The organism is Nocardioides sp. WS12, assembly GCF_014108865.1.
Taxonomy (GTDB): domain Bacteria; phylum Actinomycetota; class Actinomycetes; order Propionibacteriales; family Nocardioidaceae; genus Nocardioides.
Map to the genome: position 1 here is coordinate 1,072,584 of NZ_CP053928.1, position 26,107 is coordinate 1,098,690.

27 protein-coding genes are annotated in these 26,107 nt (G+C 69.8%); 23 read left to right on the plus strand and 4 right to left on the minus strand.

Annotated elements, in window-relative coordinates; translation table 11 throughout:
• The first annotated feature begins 4 nt into the window (after nt 1–4).
• The 6 genes from HRC28_RS04920 (at nt 5) to proC (ending at nt 5,650) form a co-directional block, all read left to right on the plus strand.
• Nucleotides 5–820 (plus strand): sugar phosphate isomerase/epimerase, encoded by an 816-nt coding sequence (locus HRC28_RS04920; protein ID WP_182379050.1) that lies wholly within the window; start codon nt 5–7, stop codon nt 818–820.
• Nucleotides 810–1,526 (plus strand): ABC transporter ATP-binding protein, encoded by a 717-nt coding sequence (locus HRC28_RS04925; protein ID WP_182379051.1) that lies wholly within the window; start codon nt 810–812, stop codon nt 1,524–1,526. The genes HRC28_RS04920 and HRC28_RS04925 overlap by 11 nt, the downstream gene beginning before the upstream one ends.
• Nucleotides 1,523–2,257 carry an ABC transporter permease gene (locus HRC28_RS04930; RefSeq protein ID WP_182379052.1) on the plus strand — a complete coding sequence of 245 codons (735 nt, stop codon included), beginning with the start codon at nt 1,523–1,525 and terminating at the stop codon, nt 2,255–2,257. The genes HRC28_RS04925 and HRC28_RS04930 overlap by 4 nt, the downstream gene beginning before the upstream one ends.
• 85 nt (nt 2,258–2,342) lie before the next feature.
• The gene (locus HRC28_RS04935; RefSeq protein WP_182379053.1) at nt 2,343–3,275 is read left to right on the plus strand and encodes a proline dehydrogenase family protein; all 933 of its coding nucleotides are present in this window, start codon (nt 2,343–2,345) and stop codon (nt 3,273–3,275) included.
• Nucleotides 3,276–3,371: 96 nt separating this feature from the next.
• Nucleotides 3,372–4,748, plus strand: a complete 1,377-nt coding sequence (locus HRC28_RS04940) for a choice-of-anchor D domain-containing protein (RefSeq protein WP_182379054.1) — start codon at nt 3,372–3,374, stop codon at nt 4,746–4,748.
• A 95-nt stretch (nt 4,749–4,843) separates the two neighbouring features.
• A complete protein-coding gene (proC, locus tag HRC28_RS04945) occupies nt 4,844–5,650 on the plus strand; it encodes a pyrroline-5-carboxylate reductase (RefSeq protein ID WP_182379055.1) in 807 nt (268 codons plus the stop codon).
• Nucleotides 5,651–5,661: 11 nt separating this feature from the next.
• Here the strand turns inward: proC and HRC28_RS04950 are convergent, their stop codons facing one another.
• Nucleotides 5,662–6,378, minus strand: coding sequence for an HAD family hydrolase (locus HRC28_RS04950; protein WP_182379056.1), 717 nt, complete (start codon nt 6,376–6,378; stop codon nt 5,662–5,664).
• 239 nt (nt 6,379–6,617) lie between these two features.
• Between HRC28_RS04950 and HRC28_RS04955 the strand changes: the two genes are divergently transcribed.
• The 4 genes from HRC28_RS04955 to HRC28_RS04970 all read left to right on the plus strand — a co-directional run bounded on the left by HRC28_RS04955 (nt 6,618) and on the right by HRC28_RS04970 (nt 9,452).
• Nucleotides 6,618–6,833 carry a helix-turn-helix domain-containing protein gene (locus HRC28_RS04955; protein WP_182379057.1) on the plus strand — a complete coding sequence of 72 codons (216 nt, stop codon included), beginning with the start codon at nt 6,618–6,620 and terminating at the stop codon, nt 6,831–6,833.
• Nucleotides 6,834–7,025: 192 nt separating this feature from the next.
• A complete protein-coding gene (locus tag HRC28_RS04960) occupies nt 7,026–7,127 on the plus strand; it encodes an AURKAIP1/COX24 domain-containing protein (RefSeq protein ID WP_008356322.1) in 102 nt (33 codons plus the stop codon).
• A 65-nt stretch (nt 7,128–7,192) separates the two neighbouring features.
• Nucleotides 7,193–8,260, plus strand: coding sequence for an NAD-dependent epimerase/dehydratase family protein (locus tag HRC28_RS04965; RefSeq protein WP_182379058.1), 1,068 nt, complete (start codon nt 7,193–7,195; stop codon nt 8,258–8,260).
• A complete protein-coding gene (locus tag HRC28_RS04970; protein WP_182379059.1) occupies nt 8,247–9,452 on the plus strand; it encodes a lysophospholipid acyltransferase family protein in 1,206 nt (401 codons plus the stop codon). Before HRC28_RS04965 ends, HRC28_RS04970 begins: the two co-directional genes overlap by 14 nt.
• An 89-nt stretch (nt 9,453–9,541) precedes the next feature.
• Here the strand turns inward: HRC28_RS04970 and HRC28_RS04975 are convergent, their stop codons facing one another.
• The 3 genes from HRC28_RS04975 to HRC28_RS04985 all read right to left on the minus strand — a co-directional run bounded on the left by HRC28_RS04975 (nt 9,542) and on the right by HRC28_RS04985 (nt 12,605).
• A complete protein-coding gene (locus HRC28_RS04975) occupies nt 9,542–10,654 on the minus strand; it encodes a DUF5667 domain-containing protein (RefSeq protein WP_182379060.1) in 1,113 nt (370 codons plus the stop codon).
• Between the two features lie 115 nt (nt 10,655–10,769).
• Nucleotides 10,770–11,576: a sigma-70 family RNA polymerase sigma factor gene (locus HRC28_RS04980; RefSeq protein WP_182379061.1), complete on the minus strand. Its 807-nt coding sequence runs from the start codon at nt 11,574–11,576 to the stop codon at nt 10,770–10,772.
• Between the two features lie 144 nt (nt 11,577–11,720).
• Nucleotides 11,721–12,605, minus strand: coding sequence for an HAD-IB family hydrolase (locus tag HRC28_RS04985; protein ID WP_182379062.1), 885 nt, complete (start codon nt 12,603–12,605; stop codon nt 11,721–11,723).
• Between the two features lie 144 nt (nt 12,606–12,749).
• Here HRC28_RS04985 and HRC28_RS04990 point away from each other — a divergent pair, with 144 nt between their 5' ends.
• From HRC28_RS04990 to hemB, 13 genes are all read left to right on the plus strand, one after another.
• Entirely contained in the window at nt 12,750–14,333 is a 1,584-nt protein-coding gene (locus HRC28_RS04990) for an AMP-binding protein (RefSeq protein ID WP_182379063.1), read from the plus strand.
• Nucleotides 14,330–14,572, plus strand: a complete 243-nt coding sequence (locus HRC28_RS04995; RefSeq protein WP_182379064.1) for a glutaredoxin family protein — start codon at nt 14,330–14,332, stop codon at nt 14,570–14,572. Before HRC28_RS04990 ends, HRC28_RS04995 begins: the two co-directional genes overlap by 4 nt.
• Before the next feature lie 16 nt (nt 14,573–14,588).
• A complete protein-coding gene (locus HRC28_RS05000; protein ID WP_182379065.1) occupies nt 14,589–15,173 on the plus strand; it encodes a hypothetical protein in 585 nt (194 codons plus the stop codon).
• The gene (locus tag HRC28_RS05005) at nt 15,170–16,666 is read left to right on the plus strand and encodes a hypothetical protein (RefSeq protein WP_182379066.1); all 1,497 of its coding nucleotides are present in this window, start codon (nt 15,170–15,172) and stop codon (nt 16,664–16,666) included. Before HRC28_RS05000 ends, HRC28_RS05005 begins: the two co-directional genes overlap by 4 nt.
• 23 nt (nt 16,667–16,689) lie before the next feature.
• Complete coding sequence (locus HRC28_RS05010; RefSeq protein WP_182379067.1) at nt 16,690–17,766, plus strand: glycosyltransferase family 2 protein; 1,077 nt, start codon at nt 16,690–16,692, stop codon at nt 17,764–17,766.
• Nucleotides 17,763–18,215: a GtrA family protein gene (locus tag HRC28_RS05015; protein ID WP_182380461.1), complete on the plus strand. Its 453-nt coding sequence runs from the start codon at nt 17,763–17,765 to the stop codon at nt 18,213–18,215. Before HRC28_RS05010 ends, HRC28_RS05015 begins: the two co-directional genes overlap by 4 nt.
• A 131-nt stretch (nt 18,216–18,346) precedes the next feature.
• A complete protein-coding gene (locus HRC28_RS05020) occupies nt 18,347–19,057 on the plus strand; it encodes a redox-sensing transcriptional repressor Rex (RefSeq protein ID WP_237111708.1) in 711 nt (236 codons plus the stop codon).
• Nucleotides 19,054–20,364: a glutamyl-tRNA reductase gene (locus tag HRC28_RS05025; RefSeq protein WP_182379068.1), complete on the plus strand. Its 1,311-nt coding sequence runs from the start codon at nt 19,054–19,056 to the stop codon at nt 20,362–20,364. Before HRC28_RS05020 ends, HRC28_RS05025 begins: the two co-directional genes overlap by 4 nt.
• Nucleotides 20,361–21,350: a hydroxymethylbilane synthase gene (gene hemC / locus HRC28_RS05030; RefSeq protein ID WP_182379069.1), complete on the plus strand. Its 990-nt coding sequence runs from the start codon at nt 20,361–20,363 to the stop codon at nt 21,348–21,350. The genes HRC28_RS05025 and hemC overlap by 4 nt, the downstream gene beginning before the upstream one ends.
• Nucleotides 21,347–23,023 (plus strand): uroporphyrinogen-III synthase, encoded by a 1,677-nt coding sequence (locus HRC28_RS05035; protein WP_182379070.1) that lies wholly within the window; start codon nt 21,347–21,349, stop codon nt 23,021–23,023. The genes hemC and HRC28_RS05035 overlap by 4 nt, the downstream gene beginning before the upstream one ends.
• A 125-nt stretch (nt 23,024–23,148) precedes the next feature.
• Nucleotides 23,149–23,673 carry a SigE family RNA polymerase sigma factor gene (locus HRC28_RS05040; protein WP_182379071.1) on the plus strand — a complete coding sequence of 175 codons (525 nt, stop codon included), beginning with the start codon at nt 23,149–23,151 and terminating at the stop codon, nt 23,671–23,673.
• Nucleotides 23,667–25,028 (plus strand): hypothetical protein, encoded by a 1,362-nt coding sequence (locus tag HRC28_RS05045; protein WP_182379072.1) that lies wholly within the window; start codon nt 23,667–23,669, stop codon nt 25,026–25,028. Before HRC28_RS05040 ends, HRC28_RS05045 begins: the two co-directional genes overlap by 7 nt.
• Nucleotides 25,029–25,074: 46 nt before the next feature.
• On the plus strand, nt 25,075–26,070 hold the full coding sequence (gene hemB, locus HRC28_RS05050; protein ID WP_182379073.1) for a porphobilinogen synthase: 996 nt from the start codon (nt 25,075–25,077) through the stop codon (nt 26,068–26,070).
• Nucleotides 26,071–26,107: the final 37 nt, after the last annotated feature.

Here is a 26,107-nt window from a genome sequence, read left to right on the forward strand (position 1 = left end):
CCCCATGAACCGCCCTCGGATCGGACTGTCCACCAGTTCGGTCTATCCCGAGTCGACCGCACACGGCTTCGCCTATGCGGCCAGCGTCGGCTACGAGGCGGTCGAAGTGATGGTCGGCATCGACGCTCTGTCGCAGCAGGTCAGTGCGGTCAGGCACCTCTCCGAGCACCATGAGATGCCGGTGAGTGCGATCCACGCGCCGTGCCTGCTGTTCACGCAGGCGGTCTGGGGCGTCGAGCCCTGGGGCAAGCTCGAGCGTTCCGCGGCGATGGCGAAGGAGGTCGGCGCCGAGGTCGTCGTCGTGCACCCTCCGTTCCGGTGGCAGAAGGAGTACGCCCGCGACTTCGTCAACGGGATCGCGGCTCTCGAGGAGTCCACCGGCATCGCGTTCGCGGTGGAGAACATGTACCCGTGGCGCGCGTCCCGTCGGCAGATGGAGATGTACCTGCCCGGGTGGGATCCCTCCGACGAGCCCTATGCCAACACCACGATCGACCTGTCCCACGCGTCGATTGCGCGTTCCGACCCGATCGCGATGGCCGAGCGACTCGGCCCGCGGTTGCGCCACATCCACCTGACGGACGGCACCGACTCCGCCAAGGACGAGCACCTCGTCCCCGGTCGTGGCGACATCGGTGCGGCCGCCTTCCTCCAGCACCTCGCTGCGACCGGCTTCGCGGGCGAGGTGGTGCTCGAGATCAACACCCGGCGCTGCACGACCCGCGAGGAACGCGAGGCCGACCTGCTCGAGTCGCTGGAGTTCGCCAAGCAGCACCTGACCGTCGTGCCGGTGGAGGATCGTTCGACACATGGCGAGTGATGCGGTGGTGACGCTTGAGGCACTGCGGGTGGTGCGCGGCGGCACCGTCGTCCTCGCCGGCCTCGACCTCGAGATCGGCCCCGGCGTCACCGGCCTCCTCGGTCCGTCCGGGTGCGGCAAGTCGACCCTCCTGCGCAGCATCGTCGGCGTCCAGCGGATCGCTGCGGGCACGGTCACCGTCCTCGGCGCAGCGGCGGGAAGTCCGGCCGTCCGCGACCGCGTCGGCTATCAGACCCAGTCCTCCAGCGTGTACGACGACCTGACGGTCACCGAGAACCTCCGCTTCTTTGCGCGGGTGTTGGGCAGGTCGGCCGGCGCCGTCGACGAGGCTGTCGCTGCGGTCGACCTGGGCAGTCACCGCGACAGCGTGGTGTCCCGGCTCAGCGGCGGCCAGCGTTCGCGGGTCGGGCTGGCCGTGGCGCTCCTCGGCAAGCCGGACCTGCTGGTCCTCGACGAGCCCACGGTCGGGCTGGATCCCGTGCTGCGGCGCGACCTGTGGGCGTTGTTCCACCGGATCGCGGACGGCGGTACGGCGGTGCTCGTGTCGAGCCACGTGATGGATGAGGCCGAGCGCTGTGACCACCTGTTGCTGATGCGGGAAGGTCGGATCCTCGCCCAGGGAACCCCCGCTGCCATCAAGGAACGGGCGGGCGCCGCCGACATCGAGAGCGCATTCCTCGCCCTCGTCGAAGGGGACGTGGCATGAATCCCCGCGTGACGCTGGCGATCACCACCCGGGTGCTCACCCAGTTGCGCCGCGACCACCGCACCCTCGCGATGCTGTTGGTGCTGCCCTGCCTGCTCCAGGCCCTGCTGTGGTGGGTCTTCCTGGACACGCCACTGGTCTTCGACCGGATCGGCCCGGCGCTGCTGGCGATCTTCCCGTTCTTCGTGATGTTCCTGGTGACGAGCGTGACCACGCTGCGTGAGCGGTCGAGCGGGACGCTCGAGCGACTGTTCACGATGCCGATGGGGCGCCTCGACTTCCTGCTCGGCTATGCACTGGCCTTCGGTGCGGTCGCTGCGGTGCAGGCCTCCCTCGCGGCGGGCGTCGCGATCGGGCTGCTCGACCTCGACATCCGCGGAGCCGCCGGGCTGCTCGTCGTGGTCGGAGTGGCGGACGCGATCCTCGGCACGGCGCTCGGCCTGTTTGTCTCCGCGTTCGCCCGCACGGAGTTCCAGGCCGTCCAGTTCCTGCCCGCGATCGTGGTGCCGCAGATCCTGCTGTGTGGCCTCCTCCTGCCGCGCGACCGGCTCCCGCGGGCGCTCGAGATCGTGGCCGACCTGCTGCCGCTGTCCTATGCGGTCGATGCGATGGAGCAGCTGGCCACGAGCACCCGCTCGGGCGAGGTGTGGCGCGACGTCGCGATCGTGGCCGGGTTCGCCGTGGCCGCGCTGGCCCTCGGTGCGGCGACCCTGCGGCGTCGTACGGACTGAAACCGGAGCCGCGCGTGGGCTTGATCTCAGGTGAACACCTGAGCTGAAACCCCCATTCTGTGGGCCCTTTGCGTAAGTTGGGGCCATGCGACCGGTCCGGGATTCCCTCCTGCTGCTGTCGCGCAGTGGCGCCGTGAAGAAGATGGTCACGACGCTCCCGATCACGTCCGGAATGGTCCGCAACTACGTGCCCGGTGAGACGGTGCGCGACGCATTGCAGGCCGTCGAGGAGCTGGCCGCGCTCGGCATTGGTACGACGATCGACCACCTGGGCGAGGACACGCTCGACGAGACGCAGGCGACCGCCACGGTGCAGGCCTACCGGATCCTGCTCGACAAGATCGCCGACCGCCGGCTGTCGTCGTACGCCGAGGTGTCACTGAAGCTGACCGCGATCGGGCTGCTGCTCGAGGACGGCGAACGGATCGCCCTGACGAATGCGCGCAAGATCTGTCGGGCCGCGAATGGCGCGGGGACCACGGTCACCATCGACATGGAGGACCACACGGTCACCGACGCCACGTTGCGGATCGTGCTGGCGCTGCGGGAGGAGTTCCCGAAGGTCGGCGCCGTCGTACAGGCGCACCTCCACCGGACCGAGGCCGACTGCCGTGCCCTCGCCTACGCCGGAAGCCGGGTCCGCCTCTGCAAGGGCGCCTACGACGAGCCCGCCGAGGTCGCGTTCACCGACCCGGGGGACATCGACCGTTCGTACGTCCGCTGCCTCAAGGCCTTGTTCGCCGGCGACGCCTATCCGATGATCGCCACCCACGATCCGCGGCTGATCGAGATCGCCGCGTCCCTGGCCAGTCGCTACGGCAAGGCACCCGGCACCTACGAGTTCCAGATGCTCTACGGCATCCGGCCCGCCGAGCAGCGCCGCCTCGCGGAGAGCGGCGAGGAGGTGCGCGTCTACCTGCCCTACGGCGAGCAGTGGTACGGCTACCTGATGCGGCGACTGGCGGAGCGTCCGCAGAACCTGTCCCTCTTCCTGACCTCTCTGATCTCGAAGAGGTAGAAGCGGCGGATCACCGGCCGTGAGTTCCCGGAATCCGCTGACTCGCATCGCTACGCGGTGGTTGCATGTCCGGGCCCCCTACCGAGAGAACCCCCCATGCCTCGAATCGCCCGTCCGATGATGCGTGTCCTCGCCGTCCTCGTTGCGCTGCTCGCCAGCGCTCTGGTGAACACGGCGGCCCAGGCCGCCGAACCGGTCACCGCTTCGCCCGTCTCCTTCGGCTCGATCCAGGTCGGCAAGACACTGACGCGGTCCGTGACCTTGACGGTTGCCGCGGGGCAGACGATCGATCATGTCCAGTCCCAGGAAGGTGCGCCCTTCGACGTGCCCACGGTGCCGGCCACGTGCTCGGTTCCCGGGCCGACCGAGTGCACGGTGACGGCGACCTTCAGCCCGACCCAGGCCGGCGTTGCCACAGGGACGCTTTGGGTCGTGACCTGTTCGTCGAGCAGCTCGTGCTCGCACACCTACGTGCCCATGACCGGGACGGGAGTTGCCCCCGGCACGAGCCCGGCCGTTGCCTTTGGTCAGGCAATGGTTGGCGCGACGGTGACCAAGCCGTTCACGGTCACTTTCGACGCAGGCTGGTTCGTCCGCTTGGTCGACTTCGCCAACCAGCCCGGACCGGCCACAGCGACATTCACCGTCCCGGCCGTCCCGCCCGGGGTCTACACCGACCCGTGTGGCGCCTCGCCCACCGCGACCAGCTGCACGATGACCGCCGCGTTCCGCCCTCGCTCGATCGGGGAGCAGGGCGACACCATGAGGGTGCGGGTCTGCAAGGTCGCGGATCTCTCGTTCTGCACCGCGCTCACTTCAACGATCTCCGGGACGGGTACGGCGCCGGGCACGGTCTCGCCGACCAGCCTGGCCTTCGGCCAGGTCCGGGTGACCACCACAGCGGTCAAGTCGGTGAGAGTCACCCTCGCCGCCGGCTGGCACGTCTCGGGAGTCGGCTTCGGTCATGTCCCGTCCGTGCCCAACCCGACCAACGATTTCCGGTACGGAAGGACGACCTGCCAGAGCCCGACTGTCTGCCTCGTCGAGATCAAGTTCCAACCGATGCAGGCCGGGAGCCATGCGGCGGACGCCTATGTCGGGGTGTGCAACGCCGCAGGTCTCTGCGTGCACCTGCCAGAGTTCCGAATCACCGGCAGCGGGTACCAGGTCGCGAGCAGGACCACGCTGAAGGCCAGCGCCGGGACTCCCCGGATCGGTTCTCCGATGACCTTGACCGCGACGGTGACGCCGGGGGCCTTCACCTACGACTACGGCTACAACGGGACGATGACCTTCTACGACGGCAAGTCCGTGGCGTGCGCCGCCGTGCCCGTCAACGATCACGGTGTTGCTACCTGCTCCGCCGTCGCCGCTGGCCCAACGGGCGTGCACACCTTCAAGGCCGTCTACTCCGGCAACCCAGGCCTGAAGCCGTCCACCTCGACGAGCATCTACAAGTGGGTGAACCCCTGAGCAGCCAACGCTCGTTACGTGGAACCCGGTGGCGTTGTGCCTGAGCGACCTGTCACTGTTTCTCACGTCCTTGATCTCCAGGAAATGAGTGACGCATGACTGAGTTCCGACGGACTGCCGTGATCGGTGCCGGTGTGATGGGGGAGACCCTGTTGTCAGGCCTGATCCGGTCCGGCCGCGCGGTCGACCAGCTCGTGGTCGTCGAGAAGCGGGCCGAGCGCGCCGCTGAGCTCAACGAGAAGTACGGCGTCGCGGTGGTCGCCGAGGTCTCCGCAGCCGCTGCAGCCGACACGGTGCTGCTCGTCGTCAAGCCGCAGGACATGTCCGACGTGCTCGCCGAGATCGGCCCGGCCCTGCGCCCCGGCCAGTTGCTCGTCTCGCTCGCCGCCGGCATCACCACCGGGTTCATCGAGTCGAAGGTCCCCGAGGGCGTCGCCGTCGTCCGGGTCATGCCGAACACGCCGGCCCTGATCGACGAGGGCATGGCCGCGATCTCGCCCGGCACTCACTGCGACGACAGCCACCTCGCCGAGGCCGAGGCGCTGATGGGCTCGGTCGGCAAGGTCGTGCGTGTGCCCGAGAAGCAGCAGGACGCGGTCACCGCCATCAGCGGCTCCGGTCCGGCGTACGTCTTCTTCGTCGTCGAGGCGATGATCGAGGCGGGCGTCCACCTCGGCCTGCCCCGCACCGTCGCCCACGAACTGGCGGTGCAGACGCTGGTCGGCTCGGCCCTGATGTTGCGCGAGACGGGCGAACACCCGGCTGTCTTGCGCGAGCAGGTCACCTCACCCGGTGGTACGACGGCCGCGGCCCTTCGTGAGCTCGAGGTGCACGGCGTGCGGGCGGCCTTCCTGGCGGCCCTCGAAGCTGCCCGGAACCGCTCGCAGGAGCTCGGCTCCTAGGAGTTCCGGGACTAACTCGCGATCTGGCTGACCAGGTCGCTGAGTTCGGACAGCCCGCGCACGGACTGGACGCGTTCGCGGCTGCTGTGGGCGTCGTAGCGGCCGTGCCGGTCGAGCAGGCGCGCCTGCAGGCCGGCGCGTTGCGCGCCGACGACGTCGTGGCGCAACGAGTCGCCCACCATCAACGTCGCGGCCGGGTCGACCCCGAGGCGCGTGCATGCCGTGAGGTACGAGCGGGGGTCGGGCTTGGCGGCCGGGAGCGCCGAGGAGGCGAAGACCGGGACGTCGTCGCGGAGCAGGCCGGTGCGGCGCAGCTTGTTGGTCTGGATCGCTTCGTCGCCGTTGGTGAGGATGCCGACGGGCAGGCCGGCGCGGCGGACGCGGGCAATGAGGGCCGCTGCGTCATCGAACGCACGCCAGGCGGCCTGGTAGCAGCCCAGGAAGCCCGCGAACACGTCGTCGGCCAGCTGGTCGTCGGCGAGGTCCCAGCTGGGCAGGAACGCGCGGATCCGCACCCGCCGCTGCTCGGTGTAGGTCAGTTCCCGTCGCTGGGCGCGCTCGTAGTGGCGCGCCTCCAGCACGAACCAGCGCTCGACGTGTCCTTCCAGCTCGGCCGGGGACTCGGCCAGGCCGAGTCCCGTCAGCCATGCGCGCAGGCCTCGATCGGCCGCGCCGCGGTGGTCCACGAGCGTGTCGTCCAGGTCGAGGAGCAGTGCCTGGATCGTCATGGAACGCAGTCTGCCAGCGCCCACCGACATCGCTGCGCAGCGGCCACGGGGACGGGATGGACAGAACAACATCCGTGTGACTTAACCGAGAGGGTCAAGGCGACACGCCGCCGCCTCAAAAGTTTCACAGGTGAATCTCTTCCCCACGCGTCACATCTGGCCCTATTGTCACGCTCAGGCGTCCGCAGAGTTCACTGCTGGGGAAGGCAGTGACGGGCGCGAAGAAAGCGGTGGTTGTCATGGCTCCTACGTCGCGCGAGCGCGCCGAGTCCCTTCCGGACCCGAAATTCCTCACCATCGCCGAGGTTGCCTCGGTCATGCGAGTTTCCAAGATGACCGTCTATCGACTGGTCCACAACGGCGAACTGCCCGCGGTGCGGGTCGGGCGGTCGTTCCGGGTCACCGAGGACAACGTCAACGAGTACCTCCGCAAATCCTTCTACGACGCCGGCTGATTCTGGCCGGGCCGCCCCCCGCTGTTGGCCGGGGTCGGTGCACACCCCCGTATTGCGATCTTCATCCCATCTCCCACGCAGATTCACCGGGGCCACCCGGTCACCGATAGGCTGACCGGGTGCTCCGGGGACTACCTGGAGCGTCGAACGTTCCGCCTGGCAATGTTGCCGGGCGATCTGGAGAGGTTCCACGTGGGTTCTGTCATCAAGAAGCGCCGTAAGCGGATGGCGAAGAAGAAGCACCGCAAGCTGTTGAAGAAGACGCGCGTTCAGCGTCGCAAGCTCGGCAAGTAATTCTTCTGCAGTAAGTGGTCATGCCGCGCGCCTTGAGCGCGCGGCCTGAACCGAGGAGTCGGGGTATGGGCGCCGGTCGCACGGTCCTGGTCACGGGAGTTTCCCGGGACCTCGGACGCACGTTCGCGCGCACCCTCGCCACCGACCCCGGAGTCGACCGCGTCATTGGCGTCGACGTGATCCCGCCCCGCGGTGATCTCGGCGACGTCACTTTCGTGCGCGCCGACATCCGCACCCCGGTGATCGCCAAGGTGATCGCCAAGGAGGGCGTCGACACGGTCGTCCACATGAGCGTCATCGCCACGCCCGGTTCCGCCGGTGCCCGCGGCACGATGAAAGAGCTCAACGTCATGGGGACGATGCAACTCCTCGCGGCGTGCCAGAAGGCCGAGCAGGTCCGCCAGCTCGTCGTGAAGTCCTCGACCATCGCGTACGGCGCCAGCAGCCGTGACCCCGCGATGTTCACCGAGGACATGGAGCCCCGGCGCCCTGCGCGGACCGGGTACGCCAAGGACGTCACCGAGGTCGAGGGCTACGTCCGCGGCTTCGCGCGCCGCCGCCCCGACGTCCAGGTCACACTGCTGCGCTGCGCCAATGTGCTCGGCCCGCGGGTGATGAGCCCGTTGGCCTCCTACCTGCGGATGCCGGTCATCCCGACCGTGCTGGGCTTCGACCCGCGCCTGCAGTTCCTGCACGAGACCGACCTCAACCGCGTGCTGCGCCACGCGGTGCTGTCCGACACGGGCGGCACCTTCAACGTCGCCGGCGACGGTCTGGTCATGTTGTCCCAGGTCCTGCGCCGGATGGGTCGCACCAGTGTCCCGCTGCCCGGCGTCGCCTTCGGTGGCCTCGGTTCCTTCCTCAAGTCGGCCCGCGTGGCCGACCTGTCGCCCGAACTGATCGCGTTCCTGACCTACGGTCGCGGCGTCGACACCACCCGGATGCGCACAGACCTCGGTTTCGAGCCGCACTACTCCACGGCCGAGTCGCTGGCCGAGTTCGTCGCCACCCTGCCGCCTGCCGGCGGACGCGCTGACCGCGTCCTCGGTGCCTTGGCAGACCACCTGCCCCCGGTCGACGAGGACCGTCCCGCCCAGCTCACGCTTGCCGGAGACCACGATGGCCGACGCTGACATCATCCCGATCGGTACCCGCGGCCAGCCCGGCCGCGGCACCGGGACCCGCCCCTCCTCTGCTGCGCGGGGCCTCGCGCCCAAGAGCGGTACGACGAAGAAGGCTCCGCCCGCGAAGCCGGAGAAGCCGACCGCACCGGTCGCCGAACCCGACGCCGCGGCGGACGACGTCCTGGCGCCGAAGCCGGCCGCTGACGAGCCCGTCATCCGGACCGCGTCCGTGCTCGACGAACCGGCCGCCGTACCGACCGGCCTGACGGCTGCGCGCACCGAAGACCGATCGAACAGCCCGCTGGCCGGCATCCCGGTCGGCGACTGGCTCGCCGCGTTCCAGCACGCCAGCCGCGAGATGTTCGGTGACCAGTGGGAGCCGCAGTTGGCGCGCTTCCTGGCCTTCCTGCGACGCCGTCTCACCGGCGACTACACCGTCGACGAATACGGCTTCGACGAAGAGGTCACCACCCGTTTCTTCATGGCCGCGCTGCGCCCGATTGCGGACAAGTGGTTCCGGATCGAGGTCCGCGGCGCCGAGAACATCCCGGCCACCGGTGGCGCCCTGGTCGTTTCCAACCACTCGGGCACGATCCCGGTCGACGGCCTGATGACCATGGTCTCGATCCACGACCAGACCGGCCGCCACCTGCGCCCGCTCGGCGCGGACCTCGTGTTCCGCCTGCCGATGGTCGGCGCCCTTGCCCGCAAGGGTGGCGCGACGCTGGCCTGCACCGAGGACGCCGAGCGGATGCTGCGCGGTGGCGAACTCGTCGGCGTGTGGCCCGAAGGCTTCAAGGGCATCGGCAAGCCGTTCTCGGACCGCTACAAGCTGCAGCGCTTCGGACGTGGCGGCTTCGTGTCCGCCGCACTGCGCACTGGTGTCCCGATCGTTCCGCTGTCAGTCGTCGGCGCCGAGGAGATCTACCCGCTCGTCGGCAACGTCCCCGCGCTGGCCCGGTTGCTGGGCATGCCGTACATCCCGATCACGCCGTTCTTCCCGCTGCTCGGTCCGCTCGGCTTGATTCCGCTGCCCTCGAAGTGGCTGCTGGAGTTCGGCGAGCCGATCCGCACCGACGAGTACGACGCCGGCGCGGCCGAGGACCCGATGCTGGTCTTCAACGTGACTGACCAGGTCCGCGAGACCATCCAGCAGACCCTCTACAGCCTGCTCATGCAGCGCCAAAGCGTCTTCAAGTAGTTTCGCCGAGCGCGTCTCCGGCGTAGATCCGGGGCAGCAAGCTGCCCGTCGACGCCGGTCGGGTGCGTACAACAACTGCCGTCAGGCAGTTACTGCAACAAGCCGCCGAGGAGGCCGCCGATACCGTCGACCAGGGTCCCGGTCAGCGTCTGGTCGTCCGTGCTGGGGGTCGAGCCGCCGCCGGTGAGACCGCCGGTGACGCCGTCGGTGACCTTGTCGATCGTCTCGCCGACACCGTCGGTGATGGTGGGCACCGTGGTGGGGTCGACGGGCGATGCGGGACCGGTCGGGATCTCAGTGGGGAGCACGGGGGCCGTGGTCGGCTTGTCGTTCGGCTTGGCCGTCGAGTTGCCGGGCGCGGTGACCGATGCGGTGTCCGGGATCGTGCCGCTGAGCACGTTGCTGAGGGACTGCAGCGCGAAGTCGGGGATCTGGGCGAGGTCGCCGTCCGCGCAGGCGGCACAGGCTTCCCAGGCAGCGACGTCGACCTGGCGGACCGTCTGAGTGGCCGTGATCAGGATCGAACGGCTCTCGGACGGAACAACCGGACCGAGCGCGCTCAGCACGTCCATGCTGTCGGCGGCGAACGCCCGCAGGTCGGCGATCCGCTCACTCTTGCCCGTCGCCGCGTAGTCGTCGAGGGTGGCCTCGGACGCCTGCTCGGTCTGGTCGGTGAAGTCCTGCAGCGTCGAGGAGATCACGTCGGAGTCGGCGTCGCGGGCGGTGAGCTCGCGCACCTCGTTGAGGCGGGACTCGGCGTGGGCCAGCAGGGTCTCGGCGCGCGAGGCTTCGTCGGCCTGCAGGTTGGTCTGGGCGTTCTCGATCGCCCGCTTGACCGGGTACAGGACGTCACCCGGGAGGGCGCTTTGTGAGGCCATGGCCATCGAGCCGGTGGCCGAGACGACGGCGAAGCCGCCGACGACCGCCGCGAGGCGACGCTCACGCGAACCGCGGCGCTGCTTCGGGGTGAGCCGGGCCGCAATGGCCTGGTCGACGCGAGCGGGCTCGCGCTCCGCAGCGGCGATCAGCTGGGTGCGCAGCGAGGCGACGAAGTCGGGACGGGCGGTGACGGGCTCCACGGAGCGCAGCGCAGCCACCACGTCCAGCAGTTCGCGATGTCCCTCGAGGTCACCGGACTTGCCGGTCACCAGGGCATCGAACTCCTCGGCGCGTCGCGACCAGGCGTTCCCGCGCATCACCATGTCCATCCTCGCGTGAGCAGGGTCGAGTGGACCCATCCATCCGTACAGCAGTACAACGAGGGAACAACGTCAGAAGTTACGCGGACGAAACCCTGGGGACGCGGGGTGAGGGCGCTCATCGCAGGCCCTCCGGCATCAACTTCGCGAGGTTCCGGACCCCGCGCAACTGCAACTGCTTGATGGCGCCGTCGCTGCGGCCCAGGGCCAGAGCGGTCTCGGCGATGCTCATGCCTTGCAGGAAGCGCATGATCAGGCAGTCGCGCTGTTCGTTGGGCAGCTTGGTGAGGGACTCGAGCAGGATCTCGTTCGTGAGCCCGGCCAGAACGGCGTTCTCGGGGCCCTCGGTCGAGTCGTCGTGCTGACCCATGTCCTCGGTGGTCAACTCGAGGCGGGTGCGTCCGGCCTTGAAGTGGTCGGTCGCGAGGTTGCGGGCGATGGTCATCAGCCACGCGCCGAAGTCCTTGCCCTGCCACCGGAACGACGACATGTTGCGCAGGGCGCGGAAGAAGGTCTCCGAGCAGAGGTCCTCGGCGACCACGACCGACCGCGTGCGGTAGTAGAGGAAGCGGTAGACCGAGGACTGGTAGTGGTCGTAGAGCATGCCGAACGCCTCGGAGTCGCCGCCACGGGCGAGCTCGACGAGACCGATCAGCCGTTCGCGGGCTTCGGGGGAGTCCTCGGAGGACGTGGCGAGGGTGGCGTCGCCGTACCCGGCCGGACCGGAGGTGCGGTCGAAGTCGTCGTTGGGGAGCTCGGCGTGGGCTTCGCTGAGCAGCCAGCCGTTGTCACGACGGGTGCGCGAGTCGCCCGGAAAGCCGCCAGTTCCAGCGATCGCGAGAGCGGGTTCGAGGGTCAGGACAGACAGCACGGCGGCGCGCAGGGCGTCGAGCCCACGCGCGGTGCTACTGCTTTCCCAGGTCATCCCCGGTCCCCTCCCTGTACCCCCACGGCGCATCCTACGGTGAAACCAATCAGAGTGTTACCCAAACCTGTGAACCTCCGAGAGGGCCGATCGGATGAATTTCGGTGGTCACCCTGGGGGTTCCGGGCTCCTCTGGCGGGCCGGTCAGGAGAGGAAGCGGCGGACCTGGCGTCGTACGACGGTCCCGGCGACCGCCGCACCCGTCGCCGCCGTACCGGCGATGAGGCCGGCCCGGGCCGCCTTGCGCCCGGTGCGGTAGTCGCGAATCCGCCACCCCTCGGCGCGGGCGTGGGCCCGGAGTTTGGCGTCCGGATTGATGGCGACCGGGTCGCCGACGAGGCTCAGCATCGGCAGGTCGTTGTAGGAGTCGCTGTACGCCGAGCAGGCCGACAGGTCGAGTCCCTCACGGTCCGCAATGGCCTGGACGGCGACCGCCTTCGCGGGGCCGTGCAGCATGTCGCCGACCAGGGCGCCGGTGTAGACGCCGTCGATGTGTTCGGCCACGGTGCCCAGCGCGCCGGTGAGTCCGAGGCGCCGCGCGATCAGGCTGGCGATCTCGATCGGAGCCGCGGTGACCAGCCACACCCGCTGACCCTGGTCGAGGTGGATCTGGGCCAGCGCACGGGTGCCGGGCCAGATCCGGTGGGCCATGCCCTCGTCGAAGATCTCCTCGCTGACCTCTTCGAGCTCGGCGACGGTGTGGCCGGCGATGAACGCCAGGGCCGAGTTGCGGGCTTCGGCGACGTGCTCGGGGTCCTCGTTGCCGGAGATCCGGAAGTACGCCTGCTTCCAGGCGGCGCCCAGGATGTCGCGGGTGGTGAAGAACTTGCGGCGGTGCAGGCCGCGGGCGAGGTGGAAGATGCTGGCGCCCTGCATGACCGTGTTGTCGACGTCGAAGAATGCGGCGGCCTGCGTGTCCTTGGCCGGGGTCAGTGCGCTCTCGACTTCCGCGGCAGCGGCCGCGGCTTCGCCTGCGAGCGTCGAGCGCTGCTGCAGGTTCAGCCGGCGGGGGCGATCGGCGGGGGTCATGCCCCAACCTTAGGGATCCGACGTTACGGACGACCACCGGTCTGGTGGCGTGAATCGGGAATCATTGGCCGCCTTGCGATGCACGCACCGATCGCACGCCAACCAGCCAAGCATTTCCGATTCACGCCACATAGGATCGCCCCTATGTCATTTGCCGAGGCCACCGCTGCGCCGGACGTGGCAGCGCTGGTGGCGGCCGCTGCGACAGACCTGCCTGACCGGCTCGCACTGGTCGAGGCCGGCGGTCGCGGCCTGACCTGGGGCGAGCTGGACGACGCGGTCGGACGCGTCGCGACCGGGCTCGGCTCCGCGGGCATCCTGGCCGGCCACCGGGTGATGGTCGCGATGGGCAACCGCCTCGAGTTCGTCGTCACCTACCTCGGCATCCTGCGCGCCCAGGCCGTCGCCGTCCCGGTGAATCCGGGCTCGACGGCCGAGGAGTTCGCGCGGATGCTCGCCGATTCCGGCGCGCGGATGGTCCTGGCCGACGGCGCCGCCGTCGAAGCGGTTCGGGCGGGCGTCGTACGACTGGAAACCCGGCCGCCGCAGGTGGTTGCGGTCGGCGCGGCCGCCGCCGACGGCGAGAGCACGTACGACGACCTGCGGGCCGAGCATGGCCGCGCAGTTCCGCCGCTGCAGGACCCCGAGAAGCTGGCCGTGCTGCTCTTCACGAGCGGAACCTCCGGTCTGCCGCGCGCGGCGATGCTCACCCATCGCGCGCTGCTCGCGAACGTCGCGCAGGTCGCGGATGTCGAGCCGCCGATGATCCACACCGACGACGTCGTCCTCGGCGTCCTGCCGCTGTTCCACGTCTATGGCCTCGGTGCCGTGCTCGGTGGCGTGATCCGGCACCGGGCGAAGCTGGTTCTCGCCGAGCGGTTCGACCCCGAGGGCACCCTCGACCTGATCGAGGACGAGGCCTGCAGCGTGATCCCGGTGGCGCCGCCGGTGTTCGCTGCCTGGCGCCATGTCGACGCTCTCGCCGAGCGGCTCGGGCCGGTCCGGATGATCCTGTCCGGCTCCGCGCCTCTGGCTGCCGAGGTGGTCGAGGAGTTCACCGCGCTGGCCGGGGTGCCTGTGCACCAGGGCTACGGCCTCACCGAGGCCTCGCCCGTGGTGACCAGCACCCTGTTGTCCGCGGGTTCCAAGCCCGGCTCTGTCGGTGCCGCACTCGCCGGCATCGAGTTGCGGTTGATCGACGAGGACGGACACGTGCTCGCCGGATCCGAGGCCGACGACCCGGGCGAGATCCAGATCCGCGGCGCGAACCTCTTCAGCGGCTACTGGCCCGACGGCGCCGACGGCCCGGACGCCGAGGGCTGGTGGTCCACCGGCGACGTCGGCTTCCTCGACGGCGACGGCGACCTGTTCCTGGTCGACCGGGTCAAGGAACTCGTGATCGTTTCGGGCTTCAACGTCTACCCGAGTGAGGTGGAGGCGGTGATCAACGAGGTCCCCGGCGTCCGCCAGGCCGCGGTGGTCGGTTCCCCCGACGAGAGCACCGGCGAGGCCGTGATCGCGTACGTCGTCCCGGACGACGCCGATGCGGACGCCGACGCCCTGGTGGCGGCGGTGCGCGCATCGTGCGCGGAGCGACTGGCGCCGTACAAGCGACCGGAGCGGGTGGAGGTCGTGGAAGCGCTGCCCCGCACCATCACCGGCAAGATCCGCAAGGGCGTGCTCCGTGGCGAGCAGCGCCGCCTCGCGATGGGTCTTCTCGAACAGTGACCGCTCCCCGGATCACGCTCTACGGCCGGCCCGGCTGCCACCTCTGTGACGACGCGCGCCTGGTCATCGAAGCGATCTGCGCGGAGACGGGGGAGTCCTACGAGGAGGTCTCGATCGACGACGACCCGGCGCTGGGCAGCCGGTTTGCCAACGAGATCCCGGTGACCTTCGTCGACGGCAAGCAGCACGACTTCTGGCGGGTCGACCCCGAGCGACTGCGCCGCGCGCTGCGCGGCTGACTATCCTCGGGGCACCATGCTCCCTCTCGTTTCGCCGCGCCACCGTCGGGTCGGCGTCGCGGCCGGCGTCATCGCCGTCCTCGTCGTGCTGTTGTTCAGCCACTCGTTCGGTCGGGCCGTCCCGACCAACAACTACCGGCCGCTGCTCACGACCGACGCGATCGAGAGCGGTTGCTACCCGCTGCCGGGCGACGCAAAGTTCGACGGACTCGCCTACCAGGTGCGGTGGGACGAGGACGTCGAGACGCCCGAGGGGAAGCGCCGCCACCTGTACGGGCAGTACGACCTGGTGGACAGCGTCGAAGCGCAGCGGTTGCTGGTGGCGGCCTTCACGAGGGTCGGCTTCGACGAGTACGGCTCGCAGGAGCTGACGAAGAACGGCATCCGTACCGTCGACGTCAACCTGGCCAAGGGCGACGAGGAGGTCGGCATCACGGTCACCTCACTGCCGGGCACCAGCGCCGAGACCCTGGTCCGCGGTGAGTTCGAGCTCGACCTGCCCGTCGTGGCCAAGGCCAAGGACGACCCGGTCTGCGACTCCCCGTCCTCCACCAAGCGGTGGGCCGACGCCGGCAAGAAGCGTCGGGAGCCGACCAGGTGACCCGCTTCCTGCTGGCCCGACCGGCCTGGCTGCCGCGCCCCGAGATCATGCTCGGCTGGCTCGTCGTGGCCCACGTGCTCCTCAAGCTGCTGATCTTCCCGCTGGTGATGAACGCCGCGCCCGTCGGTGACGAGTCGGCGTACCTCAACGGTGGCCGTGCGCTGTCCAACCTGCTGCGCGACAGCTTCGCCTTCACCTCTCCGGACTCGGCCGAACTCGAACGCAACGTGGTTGCCTCGGGATGGTTCATGCCCGGCATGCCGGTGGTGATCGCACCGGTCTACGTGCTGTTCCCGGACGCACCGATGTGGCTGGTTCGCGCCTACCTCGGGCTGTTCACGCTCGTCCTGTTCCTGATCGTGGTGCGCTCGGTGGCGCGTCGACTCAGCCCCGGCTGGGCGTGCGTCCTGGTCGTCGTACCCGGGTTGATCCCGAGCTATGTCGTCTTCTCGTACGGCGCCTGGGGCGACCTGTGCGCCGGACTGGTGCTGGTGCTGCTGCTCGTCCATCTCGTCGAGATGTACCGCGGTCTGCGCGAGGGCAAGGCGCCCACCCTCAAGGAAGGGCTGGTGCTCGGCCTGCTCGCGACCGCCGAGCTCTACCTGCGCTCGAGCACGTCGATCCTGCTCGCGGTCCTCGGGGTGGCGACCCTGGCGACGGCGATCGTGATGCTGCGCGGCAAGGTCCGGGTCCGCGCCATCGGCTCGGCCGTCCTGGCCGGCGTGGTCTTCGTGTTGCTGCTCGCGCCGTGGTCCTACTTCGCGTCCGAGTCCCTCGGCGGCCGGGTCATGACGACCACCACCGTCCCCACCGTCATGGCCAACACCTTCGGCAACCGCAGCGAGGTCTGCTTCGGGCACTGTGACCCCGACAGCACCCAGTGGTTCCGGCCGCTGCGCTACGCCCGCGAAGTGGGCCGCTCGACCGACACCAGTGAGGTCGAGGTCCTCAAGCACATGTCGAGCTACGCGCTGCGCGACCTGACTCCGTCGCACTACCTCGACCAGGTGGTGCACAACCTCGGGGCCTACTCACTGCAGCCGAACAACTTCACCGGCTACCTCGAGCCGGAGGACGGCCGGGGCACGTTCGGCAACGCCGGTGCGCAGGTCGCCAACGCGATCACGTGGGCGCTCTACGTGCCGCTCGTCCTGCTCGGTGCGGTGTCCCTGCTGTTCCATGCCCGTCGCAGCCTCGAGGCCCGGCTGCTCGACGTACTGACCAAGCTCGCCCTCGGCGCCCTGCTGGTGCAGCCGTTCGTCCACATCGCCGGCGGGCGCTACTGGACGACGGCCGGGCCGATCCTTGCGATCGCGGCCTTCTCGTTCCTCCGGGAGCGCCAGCTCGCGCTGGAAGGGGCGGTGGCGCCGCCGGAGGGCATCGTCACGCCGATGGACGGAACCGCGGTGGCCTGGCTGGGTCGCGTGCAGGGGCTGCTCAGTGTGCTGACCGGCATCGTGGTCGTCGTCCTTCTCGGCGCCGTGATCCTGTGAGCGCTCCTCTAGAGTCACCCCCCATGGAAGGCACACGCGGCGACTCGGACGCCCCCGCGACGCAGGACGGTCCTCGCCGGATCGCCTACGTCCTCCCCGTCTACAACGAGGAGGAGGGCATTGCGGTCTTCCATGCGGCCCTCGTCGAGGCGACGGCGGCGCGGCCCGACCTGGCCTTCGAGTTCGTGTACGTCGACGACGGAAGCCGCGATGCGTCCCTGGAACGCCTCATCGACCTGCGCGCCCAGGACCCGCGCGTCACCGTGGTCCAGTTCTCGCGCAACTTCGGTCACCAGCTCGCCGTGACGGCCGGACTCGACCTCGTCGCCGAGGCGAAGTCGGCCGACGCCGTGATCGTGATGGACACCGACCTGCAGGACCCGCCGCGCGTCAGCGTCGAGATGATCGAGCGCTGGGAGGACGGCGTCGACGTCGTCTACGCGCAGCGTCGTACCCGCAAGGACACGCCCTTCAAGCGGTTCACCGCCTTCGGCTTCTACTGGGTGCTCGACCGGCTCGCGTCGATCGAGATCCCGCGCAACGTCGGGGACTTCCGGCTCATGGACGCGCGCGTCGTCGCCGAGATCTCCCGCTACCGCGAGCACGACCGGTTCCTGCGCGGCATCGTGGCCCACGTGGGGTTCCGCCAGGAGGCACACCTCTTCGACCGCGACGAGCGGTTCGCGGGAGAGACGGGCTACCCGTTCCGCAAGATGCTGAACTTCGCCGCCAGCGGCATCCTCGGTTTCTCGACCACGCCGCTGAAGCTGATCTCCCGCTTCGGCTTCGCGATCTCCGCGTTCAGCGTCCTGCTCGGTCTCTACGTGCTGGCCGTCCGCATCTTCCAGCCCGACGAGTCCGTCCCCGGTTGGGCGTTCCTCGGCGTCGGCATGTTCATGCTCAGCGGCATCCAGTTGGTGATGATGGGCGTGATCGGCAGCTACCTCGGACGGATCTACGTCGAGGCGCAGGACCGCCCGCTCTACACCGTGGCGATGGTCGCGCGGGACGCCGTGGCGGCTCGCGACGATGCCGGGCGGACGGCTCCTGCGCGCCGGCACCGTGACCTGGCGCCGCCGAGCCCAGGGGTCGAGTCCTGAGCCACCGGGCGACAGCGCTCCGGTTCGGCGCGGTCGGACTCTGCAACACCGCCATCGACGCGGTGCTGTTCGTGCTGCTGCACGACCAGCTCGGCATCACGGTCGCCAACCTCATCTCCAGCAGCGCCGGCATGGTCTTCAGCTTCGTGGTCAACGGGCTGTTCACGTTCAAGTCCGACAAGCTCACGCTGCGGCACGCGGCGCTCTTCGTCGCCACGACCGGTCTGGTCATGTGGGTGGCACAGCCGTTGCTGATCCACGGCTGGCTGTGGGTGCTCGAGCAGGGGCCCGACCTGACCCTCGCCGGCATGGCCGCGGACGACGTACGCATCTGGGGCGCGAAGCTCGCCTCCATCGCGTGCTGCCTGGTGTTGAACTTCGCTGCCTACCGGTTCGTCGTGTGGCCGGTGGAACACCGCGGGGAGACCGAGGAGCCGGCGGCGGTCTGAAGCCGCCCCGAAACCCCTCTCTACGCCCTGCGTGGGGGGTCGCACCAATTTTGTTCTCACGTTCACAAACTCCTACAGTGATCGAGCCGCGACCCACCTAGTTCTGCTGGTCGTGACTGGAAAGTGGAGCTGTGACCACACGGAGTTCGACAGACGCCAACCGGGTCATCCCGGAGGCCACGGTCGCCCGCCTGCCGGTGTACCTGCGGGCGCTGACGGCTCTGGCCGACAGCGGTATCCGCACCTGCTCCAGCGAGGATCTCGCGGTCGCAGCGGGCGTCAACAGCGCCAAGCTCCGCAAGGACCTTTCCCACCTGGGCAGCTACGGCACCCGCGGTGTCGGGTACGACGTCGACTACCTCCGCTACCAGATCGCCCGCGAGATCGGGGTCACCCAGGACTGGCCGGTCGTCATCGTCGGCATCGGAAACCTGGGCCACGCCCTTGCCAACTACTCCGGCTTCCGCAGCCGCGGCTTCCGGGTGGTCGCGCTGCTGGACGCCGACCCCGACCTGATCGGCCAGACGGTTGCCGGCGTCGCCGTGCGCGCCTTCGACGAGCTCGAGGCGATCGTGCAGGAGCACGACGTCGCGATCGGCGTCATTGCCACCCCCGCTCTCGCAGCGCAGTCCGTCGCCGACCGGATGGTCGCCATCGGCATCACCAGCATCCTGAACTTCGCGCCTGCCGTGGTGGCGGTGCCCGAGGGCGTCGACGTGCGCAAGGTCGACCTGTCGATCGAGCTGCAGATCCTCGCCTATCACGAGCAGCGCAAGGCCAACGGTGCTGACGCCGCGGCCGCTGCTGCGCTGGCAAATTCTGCCGATGGAGGTGCTGCATGAGCGTTCTGGTCGTGGGGATCTCCCACAACTCCGCACCGATGTCGCTGCTCGAGCGGGTCGCCCTCGACGACGACGGCGTGCAGAAGCTCGTCGCCGATGCGGCTGCCTGCGAGCACGTCACCGAAGCCACGGTCATCGCGACCTGCAACCGGCTCGAGATCTACACCGAGGTCGAGCGGTTCCACGGAAGCATCGAACAGATCTCCCGCCTCCTCGTCGAGCGCGCGGGCGAGTCGACCGAGGGGATGCTTCCGCACCTCTACGTCCACTACGACGACGGCGCCATCTCGCACCTCTTCCAGGTGGCGGCCGGCCTCGACTCGATGGCTGTCGGCGAGGGCCAGATCCTCGGCCAGACGCGTGATGCGCTGCGTCGCGGCCAGGAGCTCGGCACCGTCGGGCCCGCCCTCAACCTGCTCTTCCAGCAGGCGCTCCGCGTCGGCAAGCGCACTCGTGCCGAGACCGAGATCGACCAGGTCGCACCGTCTCTCGTCAGCGCCGCGCTCGACGTCACCGCGCAGGCCGTCGGCCCTGTCGAGGGCAAGTACGTCGTCGTGGTCGGCGCCGGAGCCATGGCCGGCCTGGCCACCGCGACCGCCAGCCGCCTCAAAGCCGGCACCCTCGTCGTCGTCAACCGCTCCACCGACGGAGCGGACCGGCTCGCTGCGCAGTACGACGCACGCTCGGCCCCGCTCGAGAACATCGGCGAGGAGATCGGCCGCGCCGACATCGTGATCAGCTGCACGGGATCGTCGGGAGCGATCATCGACCGGGCCATGGTCGAGTCCGCCCGCGGCGACGCTCCCGAGCGACCGCTCGCGCTGATCGACCTCGCGCTCCCGCACGACATCGCCCGCGACGTCCTCGACCTGCCCCAGGTGAGCCTCGTCGGCCTGGCCGAACTGGCCAAGGTGCTGCAGGGCGGTGCCACCGGACGTGAGGTCCAGGAGGTCCGCCGGATCCTGGCCGAGGAGGTCAACGCCTTCCTCGCCGCACGTCGTCAGGCCAGCGTCACGCCGACCGTGGTCGCGCTGCGATCGATGGCGACCGGCGTCGTCGACGCCGAGATGACCCGCCTCGAGAGCCGGCTCCCGGACCTCGACGACCTCACCCGCGAGGAGATCCGCCACGCGGTTCGCCGGGTGGCCGACAAGCTCCTCCACGAGCCGACCGTCCGGGTCAAGGAGCTCGCCAACGACCAGGGCGCCGTCTCGTACGCTGCCGCGCTGGCCGAGCTCTTCGCGCTCGACCCCGAAGCCGTCGACGCCGTGACCCGTCCCGTCGTCGTCGAGGAGGGTTCCGCATGACGCTTCGGATCGGCACCCGCCGAAGTGCGCTCGCCACCACCCAGTCCGGCCACGTCGCCGACGCCCTCCGTGACCGGTTCGGTGTCGCCACCGAACTCGTCGAGATCAACACCGACGGCGACCGCAGCCAGGCCAAGGGCACGCCGCTGGCTGGCCCCGATTCCTCGGTCGGTGTCTTCGTGAGCGCCCTGCGCGACGCGCTGCTGTCCGGCGAGGTCGACGTCGCGGTGCACTCCCTCAAGGACCTCCCGACCTACCCCGCCGACGGCATCACGCTCGCCGCCATTCCGGTCCGTGAGGACCCGCGTGACGTCGTCGTCGCCCGCGACGGACTGACCCTCGGCGAGCTGCCGCAGGGCAGCCGCGTCGGCACCGGATCTCCCCGCCGGGTCGCCCAGATCGAGGCCCTCGGCCTCGGCGTCGACCTCGTCGGCGTACGCGGCAACGTGGACACGCGGATCGCCAAGGTCACCTCCGGTGAGTACGACGCCGTCGTGCTCGCGCGCGCCGGGCTGGCCCGGCTCGGTCGGGTGGACGAGGCGACCGAGGTGCTCGACCCGCTCCAGGTGCTGCCGGCTCCCGGCCAGGGGGCGCTCGCGGTCGAGTGCCGCACCGACGACACCGCGACCCTCGCCGTGCTGCTGGGCCTCGACGACCCGGCGACCCGGGCGGCCGTGACGGCCGAACGCGCCGCGCTGTCGACCCTCGAAGGTGGCTGCTCGGCACCCATCGGCGCCCTCGCTGACATAGCAGAAGGTGATGACGGCCCCGAATTGTGGTTGCGGGCCGTGGCGTTGTCCACTGATGGCGCGCTCGCGGTCCGCCGCTCGGCTTCCACGCCCCTGGGCGAGGACGTCACGACGTGGCCCGGCACCGCAGTCACGTTGGGCGCAGCCCTTGCCAACGAAATGATCGAAGACGGCGCGGCCGAACTGACCACGCTCCCTGACCCATCCGCACGATCCGCAAAGGTGCACAACGCATGACGCGAGCCACGACAGCCAAGGCTGCCCCGACTCCCGCCTCCCCCCAGGCTCGCCCCGGTGGGGTCGCCTTCGTCGGCACGGGTCCTGGCGACCCCGACCTCCTGACCGTGCGTGCGGTGCGGCTCATCGAAGAAGCGGACGTGATCATCACCGAGGAGCCCGGTCACGCCGCGCTCGTCGACATCGTCCGCGCCCGCGCGGCGGCGACCGGTGAACTCGCCTCCGATGTCGCGCCTGAACTGATCGACGGTGGCTTCGGCGAGGACGGCCAGCCGCTGACCCACGCCAACCGCTCGAAGGTCGTCGTGAAGCAGGCCAAGCGCCCGCTGCGCGTCGTACGCCTGCTCGGCGGCGACCCGTTCCTCTACGCCTCGGGTCCCGAAGAGGCGCAGGCCGTGGCCAAGGCCGGTCTGCCCTTCGAGGTCGTCCCCGGTGTCTCCTCGGTCGGTGCGGTCCCGGCCTACGCCGGCATCCCGCTGACCACCAAGGACCACCGCGAGGTGGCCGTGGTGACCTGCAGCGACAAGGCCGTCGACTGGACCCGGTACGCCGACACCCCGACCCTCGTCCTGCTCTCCGCGGTCGGCCAGATCGGTGAGATCGCCAAGGCGCTCGTCGCTGCCGGTCGCTCGCCGCAGACGCCTGTCGCGATGACCCGCGTCGGCACCACCACCGAGCAGCAGACGATCACCTCGACGCTCGAGCGGATCGCTGCCGACGCCCGCACTGCGCGGATGACGCCGCCGGCGATCACCGTCATCGGTGCCGTCGTCGACCTGCGCGACAAGCTCTCCTGGTTCGAGACCAAGCCGCTGTTCGGCTGGCGCGTCCTGGTGCCCCGCACCAAGGAGCAGTCCGCGTCGCTGTCCAACCGCCTGCGTGAGTTCGGTGGCGTGCCGGAAGAGGTTCCGACCATCTCCGTCGAGCCGCCGCGCAACCCGCAGCAGATGGACAAGGCCGTCCGCGGTCTCGTCGAGGGTCGCTACGAGTGGATCGCCTTCACGTCGGTCAACGCCGTCAAGGCCGTGCGCGAGAAGTTCGAGGAGTACGGCCTCGATGCCCGCGCCTTCTCGGGCCTCAAGATCGCCGCGGTCGGCGACAAGACCGCCCAGTCGATCGCTGACTGGGGTCTGCGTGCGGACCTGACGCCCTCCGGCGAGCAGTCCGCTGCCGGCCTGCTGGCCGACTGGCCCGAGTACGACGAGCAGCTGGACCCGATCAACCGGGTGTTCCTGCCGCGCGCCGACATCGCGACCGAGAACCTCGTCGCCGGCCTGATCGACCTCGGCTGGGAATGCGACGACGTCACCGCTTACCGCACGGTCCGGGCGGCCCCGCCTCCGGCTCCGACCCGCGACGCGATCAAGACGGGCAAGTTCGACGCCGTCGTGTTCACGTCGTCCTCGACGGTGCGCAACCTCGTCGGCATCGCCGGCAAGCCGCACCCGTCGACGATCATCGCCGTCATCGGTCCGGCCACGGCCAAGACCGCCGAGGAGCACGGCCTGCGGGTCGACGTGATGGCGCCTGCGCCCGACGTCGAACTGCTCGTCGAGGCCCTCGCCGGTTTCGGTGCCTCGCGCCGCGTGGCGATGCTCGAGGCCGGTGACCCCGTCACCAAGCCGAGCGACCGCAAGCCGTCGGCTCGCCGCCGCAAGACCGCTTCGGAGTAGTCCGGGCGGCCCCGCTCAACGAGACCCCCGAACGACGCATCTGCGTTGTTCGGGGGTTTCTCGTTGTGGTGGTGCAACCTGTTGGCATGCTCACTGCGTTGTGTTCGGCATGGAGCGCCTGACCGATGCGTGACGAGGCCGAGTTCGTTGCGTTCGCGCAGAGCGCCCGGGTGCGCCTGCGCCGTACCGCTTTCTTGATGTGCGGTGACTGGGAACGGGCCTCGGACCACGTCCAGGAAGCGTTGATCCGGGTGTACGTCGCCTGGCCCCGCTTGCACCGCGCAGGCTTCGAGTACGCCTACGCCCGCAAGGCCCTGGTCAGCGTGGTGCTCGACCACGGTCGTCGCAGGTCGAGTTCGGAGATCGTGGCGGAGCCTGATCCGTCCCGGGCCGCCGAGGGCGATCTCGCCGAGCAGGTGACGGCCCGAGCGGCCCTGATGGCGGCGCTCGCCGACCTGGCACCACGCCAGCGCGCGTGCGTCGTACTCCGCTACTTCGAGGATCTCAGCGTGGCCGACACGGCCGCGTCCCTCGGGTGCACCGAAGGCACGGTCAAGAGCCAGACCGCCCGCGCGCTGGCCACACTGCGCGCCATGTTCGACGACTCGCCACTGGGCGAGCTCACGCTGGGAGGACCCGCATCATGGTGAACGACATCCGGGAGATCATGCGCGAGGCCGTCGCCTCGCCTCCGGCCGAGGGCGACGCCCTCGCCGACGTCCTGCGGTCCGGTCGACGTCGGGTCCGCCGCCGGCGCACCGGCGTCGTTGCCGGGGCGCTCGTCCTCGCTGCGGTCGTGACCGTGGGGATCGGCTGGCGACCGGGCGGGAAGGACGGCGACCAGGTCGCGAACCGGACGGTCCCGCAGGCCCAGGGGCCGGTGCTGCGCATCGGGGATGCCACGGCGGCGGTGGAGGGCACGGACTACGACGTGCTGTCGTCGTACACGAACAAGGACCTGAACGCCGCCAACGGGCAGTACTACGACGGCGTCACGGACGACGGGCTGATCCTGTTCCGCGACGGGCCGCACGGTGTCGACAACACCGAGCGGCTGGCGTTGCTCGATCCGGTCACGGAGAAGAAGACCTGGCTGCCGGACCTTGCCGACGACCAGCAGATGATTCCTCTCGAACTCGGTGCCGAGCGGCTGGTGTTCGCCTCGCTGGGCTTCACCAGTGACGGTGACCCGGGTGTGCTGACCATGCACGTCCTGGACCGGGCGCGGATGCAGTGGGCGACGATCACGTGGCCGTCGCTCCCCGCGGGCGCCGAACCCTTCGGTGGCGAGGTCGGACCCGACGGACGCCTCTACGTCGGCGTACGCGCGACCGAGGGCAGCCCGCCCCCCGGCGGGTGGCCGACGGGACCTGACGGTGAGGCGGACGACGCGGCCGCGAAGGGCGACACGTTCGACCTCTGGTCGGTGTCCCTGACCGACGCCGGTGACGTCCGCGACGAGGGCCTTCGGGTCGGGGCGTTCGCGTTCACGGACGACGCCCTGGTCTGGAGTACGACGACCAACGGCATCAACGACCGGATCCACGTCCGCGACCTGGCGACCGGCGCCGAGCACGACTTCGATCCGAAGTCGGGGGAGCGGTGCAACCTGCTCGGCTTCGGTGCCACCGGTGACCGGATCGTGCTCAGCCAGTACTGCGGCACCTACGACGACGGACGTGACGACCGGATCCAGGTGCTGAGCACCGACGGGGACCTGGTCACCACGATCCAGGGCGACGGCATCGAGGGCTGGATCGCGGACAACGGAAGCCGCGACGGCCACCTCGTCCTGGTCCGCAGCCACACGGCGACCACCGAGGGCCAGTACGTCTACGACCTCGACACCGGGGGCTGGAAGCGCGTCAGTGACTCGGTGTCGTCGTGGGCACTCGGCGGGTCCGCGCCGTCGGGCCAACTGCTCTGGGACACGGCGTACGGCGACGGCAAGGGCGATCTCGGCCAGGACCAGGGCGCCACCCAATGGCTGGTGCGCTGGCGCTGAGCGTGGGGCCGGGGGGCGTCTACCGCGACGAAACTAGGATGGTGTTGTGACTGACATCGACCGTCCCGTCGTACGCCCCCGCCGTCTCCGTACGACGGCCGCGATGCGCGACCTCGTCGCGGAGACGAACCTGTCCGCGGGCCAGTTGATCCTGCCGATGTTCGTCCGCGAGGGCGCCACCGAGCCGCTGCCGATCAGTTCGATGCCGGGCGTCGTCCAGCACACCCGGGACTCGCTGCGGAAGGCGGCCGCGGAGGCTGCCGAGGCCGGGCTGCGCGGCGTGATGCTGTTCGGGATCCCTGAGCACAAGGACGCGACCGGCTCGGGCGGCATCGACCCCGACGGCATCCTCAACGTCGCGATCGCCGACGTCGTCGCCGAGGTGGGCGAGGAACTCGTCGTGATGAGCGACCTGTGCCTCGACGAGTTCACCGACCACGGCCACTGCGGTGTCCTCGACGCCCAGGGTCGGGTCGACAACGACGCCACGCTCGAGCAGTACGCCGCCATGGCCGTCGTCCAGGCGCAGGCCGGTGCCGGTCTGGTCGGCCCCAGCGGCATGATGGACGGCCAGGTCGCCGTCATCCGGGCGGCCCTCGACGATTCCGGTCACACCGACGTCGGGATCCTGGCCTACTCCGCGAAGTACGCCTCCGCCTTCTTCGGACCGTTCCGTGAGGCCGTGGACAGTTCGCTGACGGGCGACCGGCGTACGTACCAGCAGGACGGCCGCAACGCCCGTGAGGGCGTCCGTGAGGCCCTCCTGGACATCGAGCAGGGCGCGGACATCGTGATGGTGAAGCCGGCCCTGGCCTACCTCGACGTGCTGCGCCGCGTCGCGGACGCGGCCGCCGACTTCGGGGTGCCCGTGGCGGCGTACAACATCTCGGGGGAGTACTCCATGGTCGAGGCCGCTGCGGCCCACGGGTGGATCGAGCGGGAGGCCGCGATCCTGGAGACGCTCACCTCGATCCGCCGCGCTGGCGCGGACATGATCTTGACGTACTGGGCGACCGAGGCCGCCGGTCTGCTGCGCCGCTGACCGGCGTCTCGATACGCGTCTGCTCGACGACCAATTG

Bases quoted from the DNA above. Each gene is read 5' to 3' on its own strand.
- HRC28_RS04920 (WP_182379050.1), top strand. From the start codon at position 5: ATGAACCGCCCTCGGATCGGACTGTCCACCAGTTCGGTCTATCCCGAG.
- HRC28_RS04925 (WP_182379051.1), top strand. From the start codon at position 810: ATGGCGAGTGATGCGGTGGTGACGCTTGAGGCACTGCGGGTGGTGCGC.
- HRC28_RS04930 (WP_182379052.1), top strand. From the start codon at position 1,523: ATGAATCCCCGCGTGACGCTGGCGATCACCACCCGGGTGCTCACCCAG.
- HRC28_RS04935 (WP_182379053.1), top strand. From the start codon at position 2,343: ATGCGACCGGTCCGGGATTCCCTCCTGCTGCTGTCGCGCAGTGGCGCC.
- HRC28_RS04940 (WP_182379054.1), top strand. From the start codon at position 3,372: ATGCCTCGAATCGCCCGTCCGATGATGCGTGTCCTCGCCGTCCTCGTT.
- proC (WP_182379055.1), top strand. From the start codon at position 4,844: ATGACTGAGTTCCGACGGACTGCCGTGATCGGTGCCGGTGTGATGGGG.
- HRC28_RS04950 (WP_182379056.1), bottom strand. From the start codon at position 6,378: ATGACGATCCAGGCACTGCTCCTCGACCTGGACGACACGCTCGTGGAC.
- HRC28_RS04955 (WP_182379057.1), top strand. From the start codon at position 6,618: ATGGCTCCTACGTCGCGCGAGCGCGCCGAGTCCCTTCCGGACCCGAAA.
- HRC28_RS04965 (WP_182379058.1), top strand. From the start codon at position 7,193: ATGGGCGCCGGTCGCACGGTCCTGGTCACGGGAGTTTCCCGGGACCTC.
- HRC28_RS04970 (WP_182379059.1), top strand. From the start codon at position 8,247: ATGGCCGACGCTGACATCATCCCGATCGGTACCCGCGGCCAGCCCGGC.
- HRC28_RS04975 (WP_182379060.1), bottom strand. From the start codon at position 10,654: ATGGTGATGCGCGGGAACGCCTGGTCGCGACGCGCCGAGGAGTTCGAT.
- HRC28_RS04980 (WP_182379061.1), bottom strand. From the start codon at position 11,576: ATGACCTGGGAAAGCAGTAGCACCGCGCGTGGGCTCGACGCCCTGCGC.
- HRC28_RS04985 (WP_182379062.1), bottom strand. From the start codon at position 12,605: ATGACCCCCGCCGATCGCCCCCGCCGGCTGAACCTGCAGCAGCGCTCG.
- HRC28_RS04990 (WP_182379063.1), top strand. From the start codon at position 12,750: ATGTCATTTGCCGAGGCCACCGCTGCGCCGGACGTGGCAGCGCTGGTG.
- HRC28_RS05000 (WP_182379065.1), top strand. From the start codon at position 14,589: ATGCTCCCTCTCGTTTCGCCGCGCCACCGTCGGGTCGGCGTCGCGGCC.
- HRC28_RS05010 (WP_182379067.1), top strand. From the start codon at position 16,690: ATGGAAGGCACACGCGGCGACTCGGACGCCCCCGCGACGCAGGACGGT.
- HRC28_RS05025 (WP_182379068.1), top strand. From the start codon at position 19,054: ATGAGCGTTCTGGTCGTGGGGATCTCCCACAACTCCGCACCGATGTCG.
- hemC (WP_182379069.1), top strand. From the start codon at position 20,361: ATGACGCTTCGGATCGGCACCCGCCGAAGTGCGCTCGCCACCACCCAG.
- HRC28_RS05035 (WP_182379070.1), top strand. From the start codon at position 21,347: ATGACGCGAGCCACGACAGCCAAGGCTGCCCCGACTCCCGCCTCCCCC.
- HRC28_RS05040 (WP_182379071.1), top strand. From the start codon at position 23,149: ATGCGTGACGAGGCCGAGTTCGTTGCGTTCGCGCAGAGCGCCCGGGTG.
- HRC28_RS05045 (WP_182379072.1), top strand. From the start codon at position 23,667: ATGGTGAACGACATCCGGGAGATCATGCGCGAGGCCGTCGCCTCGCCT.